Here is a 15660-nt window from a genome sequence, read left to right as displayed (position 1 = left end):
GGGGGTAACCTGCTGTAAATTCGGGAAAAAGGAGCGCGCAGCGGCGAATCCGTGCGGCCACGCGCAGCCCGGAAAAGCTAAAACATCGGGGCTTGGGTGTCTGACATGGGAAGCGGGGACAAGACCCGTGACCGACCAGTCATGGCCGCCGATCCGCGGGAACCGCGAATCGGCGCCGATGTCGCTCAGAGCCGGCGTTTGCGATTGAGCGTCGGTATGGTGGTTTGAGGGACTTCCACCTGCGTTGACTGCGCCGAAGTCTGAGCCGCCAGCGCAGCCAGGGTCGGCTGGCTGAACAGCGTCCGGGCATCGACGTGCAGCCCGGCCTGACGCATGCGCGCCACCAGACTGACCGCCAGCAACGAATGCCCGCCGAGTTCGAAGAAGTGGTCGTTGCGCCCGACCTGCTCCAGTTGCAGCACCTCGGCCCAGATCTGCGCCAGCCTGATCTCGACCTCGCCTTCGGGCGCCTCGTAACGACGACTGAGCACCGCTTCTGCCCCCGGTGCCGGCAAGGCCTTGCGATCGACCTTGTCGTTGGGGGTCAGGGGCAACGCATCGAGCTTCACGTAAGCGCCCGGCGCCATGTACTCCGGCAAGCGCTCCAGCACATGGGCGCGCAAGGTTTCGATGCTGGGCGCGTCGAATCCTTCACGCACGGTGAAATACGCCACCAGCCGCTCGTCCCGCACCAGCACCACCGCTTCACGCACAGCCGAGTGCTCGATCAGCCGCGCTTCGATTTCCCCCGGTTCCAGACGCAGGCCACGCAGCTTGACCTGGAAGTCGTTGCGCCCAAGGAATTCGAGATTGCCATCCGCTCGGTAGCGCACCAGATCGCCGGTGCGGTACAGGCGATCACCGGCCACGAACGGGCTGTCGATGAAGCGCTCGGCCTGCATGTCCGGCAACCCCAGATACCCCCGCGCGACCCCGACCCCGCCGATGTGCAGGTGACCGCTGACGCCGAATGGCACCGGTTGATCGTGGGCGTCCAGCACATAGAGCCGGGTGTTGCTCAGGGCCTTGCCGATTGGCACTACGGCCTCTGGTACCGATTGATCGGGTTCAAGCGTCCAGCCGGTGCTGTCGACCGTGGTTTCGGTCGGCCCGTAGACGTTATGCAGACGCACCCATGGCAGGCGCTCGCGGACACGCCGGGCCAGTGCGGCGGTCAGTTCGCCGCCACCGTTGAGCACGTCGGTCAGGCTGGTGCACTGGCTGACATCGTCCTGTTCGACGAACTGTTGCAGCAGCGCTGGCACGAACTTGACCACGGTGATCTGTCGTTCGCGAATCACCTGGGTCACATACGCCGAATCGCGGTTGCCGTCGGGACGCGCCAGCACCAGCCGCAGGCCGGAACACAGCGGCCAGAAAATCTCCCACACCGAACTGTCGAAGCTGAACGGCGCCTTCTGCAACAGCGCGCCGTGCTCGGTCGGCGGGCTGATCTGCGAGCCCCAGTGCACCATGTTGCAGGCGCTTCGGTGTTCGATCATCACGCCCTTCGGCGTGCCGGTGGAGCCCGAGGTGTAAATCATGTAGGCCAGGTTCGCAGCGCTCAAACCCGGTACGTGCAGGTTATCGGCCGACGCGTCCTGCCAGGTGCAACGGTCGAAATCGATGACCGGCACGCCCGAATTGCCCAGCAGACTGCGGGTGGCTTCGTGCACCAGCACCGCGACCGGCGCGCTGTCTTGCAGCATGTAGTGCAGGCGTTCCAGCGGATAGTCCGGGTCCAGCGGCACATACGCACCGCCGGCCTTGAGAATGCCGAGCAGGCCGATCACCAGGTCCAGGCTGCGCTCGACACAGATCGCCACCCGAGAATCGGGTTGCACGCCGTGCTCGCGTAGATGATGCGCCAGACGGTTAGCCTGCTCGTTCAATTGGCGATACGTCAGCTGTTGATCCCCGGCCTGCAAGGCAATGGCGTCGGGTCTGCGTTGCGCCTGCTGTTCGAACAGCACCTGAAGCGGCTGATCGAGCGGGCAATCGACTTCGCTGGCATTGAACCCGACCAGCAGTTGCTCGAGCTCTGCCGACGGCAGAATCGGCAAGCGATTCAGCGGTTGTTGTGGTGTCTGCTCCAGGGCATCCACCAGCGCCTGCAACGCAGTCTGCACATAGTCGCCGATGCGCTGGGCGCCGATGCTGATCAGGGTCCGCGTGGTGATCTGCAAGGCGCTACCCAGATCATCGACACTCAAGGTCATCGGGTAGTTGGTGCGTTCTTCGTTCTCCAGGGTCTGGATGCCTTGCCAGGCTTGGTCCGACGCCGCTTCCTGCGCCTCAAGGTCAGTGTGTCGATAGTTGAGCAACGCACTGAACAGCGGCGCCGGTGACGCGACCCCGCTGCAACGCTGGGCCAGCGCCAGTGACGCATGTTCGTGCCCGAGCAAGTCGGTCAGTCGGGCGTGGGTGAGCAGCACCGCATCGCGCGCGCCCCGGTCCATGTCCACCCGCAATGGCAAGGTGTTGATGAACACCCCCAGCGCGCGGTCCGCGCCTTCACCGCCCTGCATACGGCCCATAAACACTGTGCCGAACACCACATGTTCCTGCCCCGACGTCGCCGCCAGCACCTGCGCCCAGGCCAGGTGAATCAGGCTGGCCACGCTGACACCCGCCTGCCGCGCCTGAAGGCGCAAGCGCCGGTCCAGTTCAGGCGCAAGCGATCGCACGGCTTCGTCGATGCCGCGACCGTCGCCTTGCACGTCCTGCAAACCGAACGGCAACGTCGGCTCGTCGATGTCGGCGAGCATCTCGCGGAAAAACGCTTCGTGTTCTTGCTCGCTGACGCCCAGTCGTGTCTGCGCCACGTAATTGCGGTACGGCACCGCCGGCGGCAACGGTTCACTCAGCCCCAACAGGTTGGCGCGCATTTCATGACGCAAGACTTCCAGCGCGATGTGATCCAGCGCCAGGTGGTGGAACAACAGAATCGCCACGATCCGCCCGTGGGCCGGGTCGCGTGCATACATCAGCCGGATCAGCGGCGCCTGACTGACGTCGATGCGATAACGCCGGGCATCGAAACGCGCGTGCAGTTGCGCGAGGACATCGCCCTCGGCCGGATCGAGGGTGATTTCCTGCACCGGCAGTTCAGCTTCGCGCCAGACCACCTGCACCGGTGTGGTCAAGCCTTCCCAGACCACGGCGGTGCGCAGGATATCGTGCCGCGCCATGACCTGACGCAATGCAACCGCGTAGGCCTCGACCCGCTCGACACTGTCGAACGCCAGCTGCGATTGCAGCAGGTACGGATCGCCCTGCGCGGCGGTGATGTGGTGATAGAGGATGCCTTCCTGCAACGGCGCCAGCGGATAAATGTCCTGCACGTTGGCCGCCCCACCCGGCACCGTGGCGATGATCCGGTCGAGAGTGGTCTGATCCAGTTCTACCAACGGCAACAGGTCCGGGGTGATCTGCGTGCAGCCCGGCGGAATGCGGTTGGCCGGCACTTCGACCTCTCGGCCAGTGCCCACCGACGCGGCCAGTGCCGCCAACGTCGGCTGGCCGAACAACACGCGCACATCACTGCTCATGCCGAGCTGACGCATGCGCTCGATCAGGTTGACCGCCAGCAACGAGTGCCCGCCCAGTTCGAAGAAGTGATCGTGACGCCCGACCTTTTCGACTTGCAGCACCTCGGCCCAGATCTGCGCCAGGAGGATTTCGACGTCACCTTGCGGGGCTTCATATTCGCGGCGGATCAACGCCTCCGGCCCCGGCGCCGGCAATGCGTGGCGATCCAGCTTGCCGTTGGCCGTCAGGGGCAGCACTGCCAGGCGCACGTAGGCCGATGGCAGCATTGCGCTGGGTAGACGGGTTTGCAGATGGGCATGCAGTTGCGTGATGTCCAGCGGCTGGCGTTCGGTGAACCAGGCCAACAACTGCCCGTCGCGCACCTGCACCACCGCATCGCGCACGGATTCATGACTGCTCAACGCGGCTTCGATTTCGCCGGGTTCGATGCGCACGCCACGGATTTTCACCTGATCGTCGTTGCGGCCCAGGTATTCGATGTTGCCGTCCGGGCGCCAGCGTGCGAGGTCGCCGGTGCGGTACATCCGCGCGTCGGGCCGGGTGCTGAACGGGTCGTCGAGAAAGCGCTCGGCAGTCAACTCCGGACGGTTGAAGTAACCCCGGGCCACACCGGCACCACCGACGTAGAGCTCACCGGCCACACCAATCGGCACCGGACGCTGTCGGTCATCCAGCAGATAGGTCGTGGCATTGCCCACGGGTTTGCCGATGTGCAGCGTCCGACCCGGTTCGATTCGACCCGAGGTGGCAACCACGGTGGCCTCGGTCGGGCCGTAGTTGTTGATCACCTCGAACGTCTGCTCGCGATTGAACTGACGCAGGCGATCACCGCCGATCAGCAGCGTGCGCAAGGTCGGGTGTTCAAGGTGGCGACTGAACGCGTATTCGGCAATCGGCGTTGGCAGGAAGCTCACGTCCAGCGGTTGCGCACGCCACCAATCGAGCAGCGCGTCGATGTCTTCACCCCCGTCGCGGGACGGCGCCAGGTGCAGGGTCGCGCCGGCACACAGCGCGGGCCAGACTTCCCAGGCCATGGCGTCGAAACCGAAGCCGGCGAGGCTCGAGGTGTGGCGACCGGTGCACAGATCGAAGGCTGAGCAGTGCCAGTCGACCAGATTCGACAGGGTCTGATGTTCGACCATCACGCCTTTGGGCTGGCCGGTGGAACCGGAGGTGTAGATCACGTAGGCCAGATGCGCGGTGGCCAGGCCCGAGACCTTGGGGTTGAGATCGTTGACCGGCCAGATGCGCGGGTCAATGTCGATCACTGGCACATTCAGCACCGGCAGCCGTTCGCGCAGATCGCGCTGGGTCAAGACGACGACCGGAGCGCTGTCGCGCAATAAATAGCTCAAGCGCTCCGCAGGATGGGCCGGATCAACCGGCACGTAACCGGCGCCGGATTTGAGGATCGCCAGCAGCGCGACCAGCGTGTCCAGCCCTCGGCGGGCGACCAGCGCCACGCGGTCATCGGGCCGTACACCGAGCCCGATCAAGTGATGGGCCAGGGCGTTGGCCTTTCGGTTCAGCTCGGCATAGGTCAGCCGTTGTCCCTGAAACTCTGCGGCCACCGCCTCTGGCCGCGCCGCCGTTTGCGCTTCGATGCGCTGATGGATGGTCAACTCGTTGGGGTAATCCGCGCGCGTGTCATTCCACTGCTGCAGCAACGCCGATTCGACTGGCAGGCTCAGATTGAAATCATCCAGCGCCAGGTCAACATTCTCCAGGCCCTGCTCCAGCACCAGCAACAGGCGCCCGGACAGCGCTTCGATCTCATCGGCGCCAAAATAGGCTTCGTTGTAGACCATGTACAAACTGTCTTTGTCGTTGTTGAGGGTGCTGAGCAAATGCACCGCCAGCGGCGTGCCCTCCTCGTGGTTCGAGACCTTGATGACCCGCGCCTGAGCCTCGCCGTAGCGGTACTCGTGAACATCCTGCTCATAGGACACCGTCAGTTCGAACAGTTGGGAGCGATCCTCGCGAAGCAGGCCCAATGCACGATTCATTTCGCTCAGCGGAAAACGCTGATGGCGGAAATCGCGCTTCAATTCGTCGCGGATCGCCGTGATCAACTGACCGAACGACAACGCCCGGCCAAACCCCATCCGCACTGCGCTGACCTGAGTGAACAGCCCGAGCGTGGACTTGAACCGGGCACCGGAACGGTTGAGCAGCGGCACCCCCACCACCCATTCGTCACGCTGGGCGGTGCGACTGAAATACACGTGCAAGGCTGCCAGCAACACATGGAACGCCGACCCGCCGTATTCGCGAGCCACGTACTTCATGCGTTCGTGCAGTCGTGCGGGAAAAGCCTGAGAGAAAATCCGGGTCGGGGCCGGGGCACCGGCAAAGCGTTCCTGATATCGGGGCAGCAATAACGGCTCGGGAAGGTTGCGGTACTTGTCCAGCCAGTACGTCCGGTCGTGGGTATAGCGTGCCGACTCGTAATAACGCGCATCGTCATGGATGAAATCAACATAGGACGGTGCCGAGTCCGGCGGCTGTTGCCCAAGCGCCAGCGCGTTATAGATCTCGTCCAGCGACTTGAGTATCTCGCCGAAACCCCAGCCGTCGACGATCAGGTGATGGGCGAGGATCGACAGCCAATGATGATCGGCATCGAGACGGATCAGAAGAAACCGGAACAACGGCCCGCCGTCCAGCGTGAACGGCTGCTCGATGCGTTCCTGAATCAGCCTGCGCGCCGCGGACTGTGGATCGGGCTGCGCGCAAACGTCATGGATTGGCATCGGGGCCGGCAAGGACTGCGCAAAGCGCTGCAGGGGCAAGCCGTGCTGGCCGGCGCCCGGCAACAGAATCGTGCGCATGGCGTCGTGCCGGGCCACGAGACCTTCCAGAGCCGCTTGCATCAGCGCCGGATCCAGTGGACCGGTCAGCTCGACGTAGCCGCCGATGTTGTACAGCGGTGAATCCCCCTGACGCAGTTGATCGAGCCAGATGTCGCTCTGGGCGGCAGTCAGCGGGAAGGCCTCGGAAATCGCGGACAGACCGTCCGCCGCATCGGCAGCAAATTGGTTCATAAGATCCGTCTCATGTGATTTGGCGCGTATTCAAGCATCGGCCCCGAAACCCGCATGACACGTGAAACCCGGACAACTCCCCCCTCTTTGCCCTGCCCTGCGGGCTGACAGGCCTCGACTGGCCGGCCATCCCACCAAAAGTTCGGAAAGAAATGACTGAAAATCCTGTAGGACAATCGCCATCCACCTGCGCTGACTACGACTTCGCAATGCTGGGAAACGGCGCTCTGAACCCCGGTTTTCGGGGTTTCCACTAGACCGTACAGTCACGTCCTACAGGCTTGTCACCCTAGGACTGACAGAAACGTGGCGCCATTAATCCGGAAATAGTGGCACTTTGTGTCCCCGTTTTCCCCTACAGACGTAGGACAAATGCATAGGCTTAAATCCCGCTCCAGATCGATTTCAAGGAGAAATGATTGGGTGGCGGCTTCACAGGTGCATGCACGGCAGACGATTCGGCAATGGCTTTAAATCAAGGATGACAAGGATATGAATCTGACCGGCAGTCTTCGCAACATGGACAACCCGCACTTCTATTGGCAGCTGGGCGAGTTGATCGCCAGCACGGGGAACGAGCGTTTCGCCACGAACATGTTTCAGTTGGTCGACACCCTGGTGCCGGTCAACCGGGTGGATCTCAGCGAATGGACACTCGACGAGCGCGAGGCCAGCGTGGTCGAGATCAAGGCATTGGGCAGCGCCGGTTTGCCGGATACCTTCCCGCCCCCAGATCCCCTGCAATGCCAGGACGATCATCCGCTGTTGCAGAAGATGATCGAGATGAATGACTCGCTGCTGATTCAACTCAAAGCTTCGCTGCAGCAACGACACCCGCACCGCAGCGTCCATCAGTGCAATCTGGTGTCACGCACCTCCAACCGCCGCTGTGTCATCTCGTTCTGTCGCCCTCACACGCACCGGGTGTTTTCCCTGCCGGAACTGTCGTTTCTCAAAAGCCTGTCCGACACCCTGCTGCCGTTGATCGAGCGTCACGCGCAGATCCGTCGGCAAATCGTCGCCCGACAACCGCGCCCGCTCCAGGCCGATCAGGAGCAGACACCGTTGCAACAGGTGTTCGACGAACGCCTGGCGCTGGGCGACATCACCCTGTCAGTGCGCGAGAAGGAAGTCTGCCTGGGCTTGCTGACCGGCGGCACCGTGCCGCAGATGGCCGAGCGGTTGCGGGTCAAGAACAGCTCGGTCGAGACCTACCTCAAGCGCGCGGCCGCCAAGCTCGGGGTCAGTGGTCGTCACGGTCTGGCGAAATGGATGGCCGGGGCCTGATCCGGCGTGTCTCTCATCATGGGCGCCCGGCGCCCGCTCTCATTCGTGAACGAGGCTGTTTGATGTCCAGGTTGCCGATCTCCCTGCTGTCCATGGCGTTGCTGATGGGCGGCTGCTCGCTGATTCCCGACTACCAGCAGCCCGCGTCGCCCAGTGCGGCGCAGTATCCGAAAGGCCCCGCCTACCCTGCGCCAACCCAGGCCACCAGCGCGGTCGAGGACTGGCGCGGATTGTTCAATGACCCGGCGTTGCAACAGTTGATTGAGAGCGCGCTGATCAATAACCGCGACTTGCGGGTCGCCGCGCTGAACGTCGAGGCGTTCCAGGCGAAGTACCGCATTCAGCGCGCCGATCTGCTGCCGGCGGTCTCGGCCAATGCCAACGAACTGCGCCAGCGGGTGCCGGCGAGCGTGACCAAAACCAAAGCGGCGATCACGTCGACCTACTCCGCCAACCTTGGCATCAGCGCCTACGAACTGGATTTCTTCGGCCGGGTGCGCAGCCTCAGCGATCAGGCGTTGATGAGCTGGCTGGCCACCGAAGAAGCCCGGCGCAGTGCGCAACTGAGCCTGGTGGCCAACGTCGCCAATGCCTACCTGACCTGGCGCGCCGACCAGGAGTTGCTGGCCCTGGCCCGAGAAACCCTCGCCGCCGACGAGAAAAGCCTGCGCCTGACCACGCGCAACCGCGAGGCCGGCAAGTCCTCGGCGCTGGATCAGATCCAGGCACAGACCAGCGTCGACAGCACCCGCGCCAGCCTCGCCCGCTATCAACGCCAGGTCGCCCAGGACTTGAACAGCCTGACACTGTTGGTCGGCGCACCGGTCCCCGAGACCCTGCCGGCACGTCCGCTGGACAGTGATCTGGTGGCGCAAGTACCGGCCGGGTTGCCGTCGGATCTGCTGCAGCGCCGGCCGGACATTCTCCAGGCCGAATACAAGCTCAAGGCGGCCAATGCCAATATCGGCGCGGCCCGGGCGGCGTTCTTTCCCAGTGTCAGCCTGACCGCCAACGCCGGCACTTCCAGTCGCGACCTGTCGGGGCTGTTCAAGGGCGGTTCCGGCGCCTGGACGTTCCAGCCGCAGATCAACCTGCCGATCTTCAATGCCGGCAGCCTGCGCGCCAGTCTGGATTACGCGAAATTGCAGAAGGACATCAGCGTCGCCGAGTACGAAAAGACCATTCAGACCGCCTTCCAGGAAGTGTCCGACGGACTCGCGGCGCGCCAGACCTACCAGCAACAACTCCAGGCCCAGCGTGATCTGGTGCAGGCGACCCAGGACTATTACGACATGGCGCAGCACCGCTATCAGACCGGCGTCGACAGCAGCCTGACGTTCCTCGATGCCCAGCGTTCGCTGTTCAGCTCCCAGCAGGGCTTGATCACTGACCGATTGGCGCAACTGGTGGCGCAAGTGAACCTGTACACCGCGCTGGGCGGCAGCTGGAGCCCGGTTGAACCGTCGCCGCAATAACCGCAGGTCATGTTTTCTTACACCTTTTGTCGCCCGATCCGACATTGGTTGGTGATCAAAAACCGACCTGGCGGTTCATTTTGGTATCATGCGCCGCTTTTACGGTTAACCCCCCGCCTGTCTTGCTGACCGGCGGGCTGCAAAGGGCGGTATTAGATGACGGCTTTGTTGACTCGCCGCAAGGTGCTTGCGGGAATGGGCGTGCTTGGTCTGGGCCTGCTCGCCGGCTGCGACACCCGTGGCCAACTGTCGTACAAGTACGGCAAGGATCTGAGTGACAAGATCCTCGGACGCACCTTCAAGCTCAAGGACACCGAAGGCAACACCGTGTCGCTGTCGAGCTTTCGCGGCCTGATGCCGATGATCTTCTTCGGTTTCACCCAGTGCCCGGCCGTCTGCCCGACGACACTGGCCCGCGCGGCAAAAATCAAGAAGCTGATGGGCAAGGATGGCGACATCCTGCAAGTGGTGTTCATCACCCTCGACCCGGAACGCGACACGCCGCAAATCCTCGACGCCTACGTCAAGACCTTCGACCCGAGCTTCGTCGCCCTGTACGGCACCCTTGAGGAAACCAAGGCCACCGCCAAGGAATTCGACGTCTTCTACGAAAAAGTCCCTGCCGGCGACACCTACACCCTGTCGCACACGTCTACCAGTTATGTCTACGACACCCGCGGCAACCTGCGCGTGGGTCTGTCCCAATCGCTTTCTGCACAAGAGTGTACGGAAGACTTGCTTACCGTCATGGAGGTCTGCTGATGAACCCTTTTCTGAACAACATCAAACGTGCTGCTCTGGGCCTGTCCCTGCTGGGTCTGGCTTTCCAGGCTTCGGCGCAGACCAAGGTCGATGACGCCTGGGTGCGTGCAACCGTGCCAAGCCAGTCGGCCAGCGGCGCGTTCATGACCGTCACCGCCGACAGCGACAGCAAGCTGCTGAGCGTCGCATCGCCGGTGGCCAAGGACGTGCAGATCCACGAAATGACCATGAAGAACGACGTGATGAGCATGGGCCCGGTCAACTCGGTCGACCTGCCGGCCGGCAAGGCTGTGAAGTTCGATCCGAACGGCTACCACGTGATGCTGATGGGCCTGAACGGTCAACTGAAGGAAGGCGACAACGTGCCGCTGACCCTGACCGTCGAAAACGCCAAGGGCGAGAAACAAGCCATCGAAGTCCAGGCGCCGGTGCGCTCGCTGACCAACATGGAAGGCCACGATCACAGCAAGATGCATTGATCGCTGACTGACAGATTTACGGCTTCAAAAAACCAACGGGGCGGCATGATCGACGATCATGCCGCCCCGTTTGCATCTGGATGTCAGACCAGTTTCAACTCGACTTCGATATTGTTGCGCGTGGCCTTGGAGTACGGGCACACCTGATGCGCCGCATCCACCAGTTGCTGCGCCGCGCCGCGTTCCATGCCCGGCAGGCTCACTTTGAGCCGTGCCTGCAACAGATACCCTCCCGAGTTGGTGCCCAGGTCTACTTCGGCATCCACCGCAAGGTCCGCTGGCAGGCTGATTTTCTGCTGCCCCGCCACCGCTTTCATCGCGCCGATGAAGCACGCCGACCAGCCGGCAGCGAACAGTTGTTCCGGATTGGTCCCACCGCCGTTGGAGCCGGGGGACGACAATTTGACATCGAGAATCCCGTCGGAACTGCGCGACGCCCCGTCACGTCCGCCGGTGGTGTGGGTCTTTGCGGTGTAGAGGACTTTTTCGATCTGGCTCATGGCGATCTCCTGAATGAATAACAGCAGATTGTTCACTCGGCGCCTCCCGTCGCAGCCTTGAGGTGCGCCAACCCGTTTCACACAGCCCTCTCACTATAGACGCGAGTTTACTGCTCACCCGGGCAGCGGACGTGCGGGCAACCGCCTTCGTTATCCGGCCAATGAATGCAGAGAAGTTATCGGGCACGACCCTTATGGAAAGCATGCTTTACATCGGAAATATCTTAAGCGACTATGTAAAGCGTCTTTTACATAGGAGTTTGGACATGAACCGATTCAACCGAGAGATGGCTGCGGCAATGGTTCTGTACGCAGTGGTGCTGCTGGCATCGCAATTCGCGTTGATTTATCTGGCGGATGCCAACGCTTACCTGCGCGGCGTCATCGTGCTGATGCCGATGATTCCGGTCGGCTTGTTCTGCTGGACGGTCGTACGCGACATGCGACGTCTCGACGAAATGTATCTGCGTATCCAGTTCGAAGCCCTCGGCTTTGCATTCGCCGCATCGGCCCTGCTGACCTTCACTTACGGTTTTCTGGAAACGGTGGGCGCCCCGCATATCCCGTGGTTGTGGGTCTGGCCGGTGATGGGCGCTATGTGGATGATCGGCCTGCGCATCGCCCGGCGCCGCTACCAATGAAGAACCGCCTCAAGGAACTGCGCGCCGAGCGCAAATGGTCACAGGTGGATCTGGCCGAACGTCTGAACGTTTCGCGCCAGACCATCAATGCGATTGAAAACGAACGCTACGACCCGAGCCTGCCTTTGGCGTTCCAGATTGCCCGGGCGTTCGAGATGCCGATTGAGAGCATCTTTGATGACTCGGTGAGTTGATACGAAAAGTCCGCCCGTCAGCACAGGCTGCCGGGCGGACTGTTCACAAATGACGACTGTTCAACTCCCCGCCCCGCCATGCGCCTCTTCAAAGAAATAATCCTTCCAGCTGTCCGCCTTGTTTTTCAGCACACCCAGCTCCTGCAACTTCTCTGCATATATGTAGGTGCGTTGCGGTACCACGGTGAAATCGATTTCCGGATCGGTAACGATTTTCTCCACCAGCGCCAACGGCAACTTCGACTGTTCAACACGAATGTAAGCTTGTGCGGCCGCAGGCTTGTCGGCCTTGATGATCTGCTCGGCCTCGACCAGTGCGTCGTAGAACGCCCTGTAGGTTTTCGGGTTTTCGTCGTGAAATTTTTCCGTGGTGTACAGCACGTTGAAGGTGGCCTGGCCGCCGAGCACATCGTAGGAACTCAGCACTTTATGCACGTTGGGATTCTGCAACGCCTGGTACTGGAATGGCGGACTGGAGAAATGTGCGTTGATTTCCGAGCCGCCGGCGATCAACGCGGCCGTGGCATCCGGGTGCGGCAGGCTGACGGAGATGTCGTCGAATTTCTTGTATTGGTCATTACCGAATTCTTTGGCCGTTTCGATCTGCAGCGTGCGGGACTGGAAACCCACGCCCGCCGCCGGCACGGCGATGCGATCCTTGTCGCTGAAGTCCTGGAGGGTTTTCACGTTCGGGTTATTGGTCAGCAGGTAGTTGGGCATCGAGCCCAGCGAAGCGATGGCCTTGACGTTCTGTTTGCCCTTGGTGCGATCCCACACAGTGAGCATCGGTGGCACGCCGGCCGAGACCACATCCAGCGATCCGGTCAGCAGCGCTTCGTTCATGGCGGTAGCGCCGGAAATGCTGTTCCAGTCGACCTTGATGTCCAGCCCCTGAGCCTTGCCGTGCTTCTCGATCAGGTGCTGATCGCGCACCACATCCAGAATCAGATAACCGATACCGAATTGCTGGGCGATGCTGATCTTGCCTTCGGCTTGAGCAGTGTTGCCGAGCAGAGCGCCAGCCAACGAAGCCGCCAGCAGCGTCAGTGCAGAACGTTTGAACGGTAGGGCCATGACAACCTCGCAGTGATTTTCTGGGAAATCTGTGAGGCCGGACTCTATCGCTATAAAAAACGAAATTTAAATACCGTTATCGCATATTGATATCATCTGAAAATCAGGCTTCCAGAAAAACCTGCAAGTCCGCTCCCAAGCCATCGAACACCGCTGAAACCCGTTGCACCCGGCGCATGTCCTGATGCATTGCAATCCACACATCCACCGTAAAGTCCACCTGACCGGGCAGGACTCGCACCAGTCCATGTCGCTGGGCCAGTTGCCGAAAACTCACGCCAATCCCCAGACCCGCGCGCAACGCCGCCCATTGCGCCAGATGATCATCGGTGCGGATGGCCGTGTGCTCTGCCGAACAATCGAAGCCGCGCGCACATAGAAACTCGATCTCGCCCCCATGACGATCCGGGCCGATCAGCGGAAACCGGCGCAAGTCCTCAGCCGTTTCAGGCACGCCCTGCTCCGCCAGCAATTCGGGTGTGGCGTAGAGGCCCACGTGCAGATCGCCGACCTTGCGCGCTACCACCGAAGCTTCGGTCGGACGGCGGATGCGCACGGCTACGTCGGCCTCCTGCTGTGAGAGGGTTTGCAGACGATTCGACACGTTCAATTCCAGCGCCAATTGCGGGTGTTGCTGACGCAGGCGGCGCAACATCGGCGGCAGGATCTCGACGCCCAACAGCTTGCCGGCGGTCAGGCGCACGGTGCCGCTGGTTTGCGCCACGTCAGCGGAAGCGGCGCGGTTGAAAGCATTGGCGGCCAGGGCCATGGCTTCGACGTGACCGATCAACTCCCTGGCAGTCTCGGTCGGCAACAGCCCCGAGGGTGAGCGAATGAACAGGCTGACGCCGACACTCTGCTCCAGCGCCTCGATCCGCCGCCGTGCCGTGGCCTGGGCAATGCCCAGCAAGCGCGCGGCGCCCGACAGACTGCCGGTGCGCAGTACCGCGAGAAAGGCGCGCTGGGTTTCCCAATGAAGTTGTGGAGCGTTCATACATTTCCTGTGAGCGGTTGGGCAGTTTTGGCCGATGTTCATTCACCGGGGTCTGCGGCATGCTGCGCGAGCATACCGCACGGGCCTTGCGCCCGGCATCGAACCCGCAGTTGAAGGAGCCTTGCCCATGACACTCACCGGCCAATGTCGCTGCAGTGCCGTCCGTTATCAGTTGAACACCGAAGTGCCGCCGGCCATCTACGCCTGCCATTGCACGGATTGCCAGACCTGGAGCGGCAGTGCCTTTGCACTGCATGCCCTGCTGCCCACCGACGCCCTGACGCTGACCGGACCGTTGGCCACTTATGCCTACGATCTCAATGGGCAACACGCCGAACATCAGCTGTGCAGTGTCTGCCATACGCGTCTGTGCAACACCACCACGGCCGCACCGGGGATGAGCGTTCTGCGCGCCGGCACGCTCGATGAAAGCCGCTCACTGCAACCGATGGCACACATCTGGGTCAGTCACAAACAACCTTGGCTGACGCTGCCCGAGGGGCTGCCGAGCTGGCCGCAAAACCCGACCCCGCAGGCCTTCGGCGAAGCCCTCATGGCGTACGCTGGTTGAACCTGGTTCTGAGCCCGTCGGCGTTCGACGACAAGCGTTTCGCGGTGTCCACAAACGGCGTGACGATCAGGCTGTACAGCGTCAGATAACGCGTGCGGTCTTGCTCGCCCGTGCCGAAGCGCAAGACTTCGGGTTTTGAAGTGGTGACGTACAACGTGCCGAACATCCAGTCCCACAGCGACAGGTTGATTGCAAAATTCTTGTTGAAATGTCGCGGCGCGTCGCTGTGGTGGATCTGGTGCTGGGCCGGGCTGTTGAGCACGTGTTCGACCTTCGGCCCGAACGACAGCCAGACATGGCTGTGCCGCAGATTGGCCCCCAGGCTGTTGATGATCAGTGCCAGCCACGTCACGCCGAACAGCGTGTAGCGGCTGACCTCCCCGCCACAGGCATACCAGACCACGCCGGCAAAAGCGCCAAGGCCGGCGGTGATGACGACTCGTTCGAAGATCGATTCGACGATGTGAATGCGGCTGGCGGTGGCCGGCACCAGCACCGGTGCCGAATGATGGACCTTATGAAATTCCCACAGAAAACGGGAATGAAAGGCGCGGTGAATCCAGTAGTGCAGGAAGTCCCTGAACACAAATACGCCGAGGCCGTAAAACAATGCGATCGAGGGATGATCCGAGACCTGCTCGCGGGCGCCCCAGAGCCGGTTAAAAAACTGCACGTAATCGCCCGAGCGCAGAATATGCGGATCGACCAGCGCCACGACCGGCAACACCAGCGCGACCCGCAGAATGCCCTTGATGAAGTAGTAGCGATAATCCAGCCACGCCGAGCGATGCCCATGCACGCGACCGCCGCCAAGGAACTGCCAGAAGGTTGGGGCCTCGGTCAGGCCTCGGGATTTTCTGTAGCGGAACAGACCATAGGCCACGCAATAGGACGTGAAGATAAACGCCACGCCGATACGACCGTTCAGATCGAACAGGCCGAAGAACTGCTCGGCGACCGGCTCGATCAGCAGTCGGTGCAGATAAGCGTTGAGTTGCGTGAGGACATCCACGGAGGCAGGTCTCCATCAGAGGTCGGGCATTGTAAATCGCAACGTTTCGCAAATGCAGCTGAAAGGGATCAAAGG

The 15660-nt window shown here is 61.9% G+C and carries 12 protein-coding genes; 7 read left to right on the top strand and 5 right to left on the bottom strand.

Going from position 1 to position 15660, the window contains the following annotated elements; translation table 11 throughout:
• Positions 1–185: 185 nt before the first annotated feature.
• Positions 186–6596, bottom strand: a complete 6411-nt coding sequence (locus AC1RME_RS21140) for an amino acid adenylation domain-containing protein (protein ID WP_493091715.1) — start codon at positions 6594–6596, stop codon at positions 186–188.
• Between the two features lie 492 nt (positions 6597–7088).
• Between AC1RME_RS21140 and AC1RME_RS21135 the strand changes: the two genes are divergently transcribed.
• The 4 genes from AC1RME_RS21135 (at position 7089) to AC1RME_RS21120 (ending at position 10599) form a co-directional block, all read left to right on the top strand.
• Positions 7089–7883 carry a helix-turn-helix transcriptional regulator gene (locus AC1RME_RS21135; protein WP_096820562.1) on the top strand — a complete coding sequence of 265 codons (795 nt, stop codon included), beginning with the start codon at positions 7089–7091 and terminating at the stop codon, positions 7881–7883.
• Positions 7884–7945: 62 nt separating this feature from the next.
• Positions 7946–9358, top strand: coding sequence for an efflux transporter outer membrane subunit (locus tag AC1RME_RS21130; RefSeq protein WP_493091714.1), 1413 nt, complete (start codon positions 7946–7948; stop codon positions 9356–9358).
• Positions 9359–9514: 156 nt separating this feature from the next.
• A complete protein-coding gene (locus AC1RME_RS21125) occupies positions 9515–10120 on the top strand; it encodes an SCO family protein (protein WP_096820560.1) in 606 nt (201 codons plus the stop codon).
• Entirely contained in the window at positions 10120–10599 is a 480-nt protein-coding gene (locus AC1RME_RS21120) for a copper chaperone PCu(A)C (RefSeq protein ID WP_493091713.1), read from the top strand. Before AC1RME_RS21125 ends, AC1RME_RS21120 begins: the two co-directional genes overlap by 1 nt.
• Positions 10600–10682: 83 nt before the next feature.
• Here the strand turns inward: AC1RME_RS21120 and AC1RME_RS21115 are convergent, their stop codons facing one another.
• A complete protein-coding gene (locus AC1RME_RS21115) occupies positions 10683–11099 on the bottom strand; it encodes an organic hydroperoxide resistance protein (protein WP_493091712.1) in 417 nt (138 codons plus the stop codon).
• Between the two features lie 266 nt (positions 11100–11365).
• Between AC1RME_RS21115 and AC1RME_RS21110 the strand changes: the two genes are divergently transcribed.
• A complete protein-coding gene (locus tag AC1RME_RS21110; protein WP_096820558.1) occupies positions 11366–11740 on the top strand; it encodes a hypothetical protein in 375 nt (124 codons plus the stop codon).
• Positions 11737–11934 carry a helix-turn-helix transcriptional regulator gene (locus AC1RME_RS21105; protein WP_096820557.1) on the top strand — a complete coding sequence of 66 codons (198 nt, stop codon included), beginning with the start codon at positions 11737–11739 and terminating at the stop codon, positions 11932–11934. Before AC1RME_RS21110 ends, AC1RME_RS21105 begins: the two co-directional genes overlap by 4 nt.
• Before the next feature lie 60 nt (positions 11935–11994).
• On the opposite strand, the gene AC1RME_RS21100 is transcribed toward AC1RME_RS21105, so the two are convergent.
• Together AC1RME_RS21100 and AC1RME_RS21095 are read right to left on the bottom strand one after the other, a co-directional pair.
• Positions 11995–13008: an ABC transporter substrate-binding protein gene (locus AC1RME_RS21100; protein WP_493091711.1), complete on the bottom strand. Its 1014-nt coding sequence runs from the start codon at positions 13006–13008 to the stop codon at positions 11995–11997.
• Between the two features lie 103 nt (positions 13009–13111).
• Positions 13112–14002, bottom strand: a complete 891-nt coding sequence (locus tag AC1RME_RS21095; protein WP_096820555.1) for a LysR family transcriptional regulator — start codon at positions 14000–14002, stop codon at positions 13112–13114.
• A 127-nt stretch (positions 14003–14129) separates the two neighbouring features.
• Here AC1RME_RS21095 and AC1RME_RS21090 point away from each other — a divergent pair, with 127 nt between their 5' ends.
• Entirely contained in the window at positions 14130–14573 is a 444-nt protein-coding gene (locus AC1RME_RS21090; RefSeq protein WP_493091710.1) for a GFA family protein, read from the top strand.
• Here AC1RME_RS21090 and AC1RME_RS21085 read toward each other — a convergent pair.
• Positions 14554–15585, bottom strand: coding sequence for a sterol desaturase family protein (locus AC1RME_RS21085; RefSeq protein ID WP_493091709.1), 1032 nt, complete (start codon positions 15583–15585; stop codon positions 14554–14556). The two genes, AC1RME_RS21090 and AC1RME_RS21085, sit on opposite strands and share 20 nt — an antisense overlap.
• Between the last annotated feature and the right edge of the window lie 75 nt (positions 15586–15660).

It is taken from the genome of Pseudomonas sp. GW822-FHT03F08 (assembly GCF_058801265.1).
Note: the sequence above shows the minus strand (reverse complement) of the source record. Positions and strands in the feature narration are given on the sequence as shown.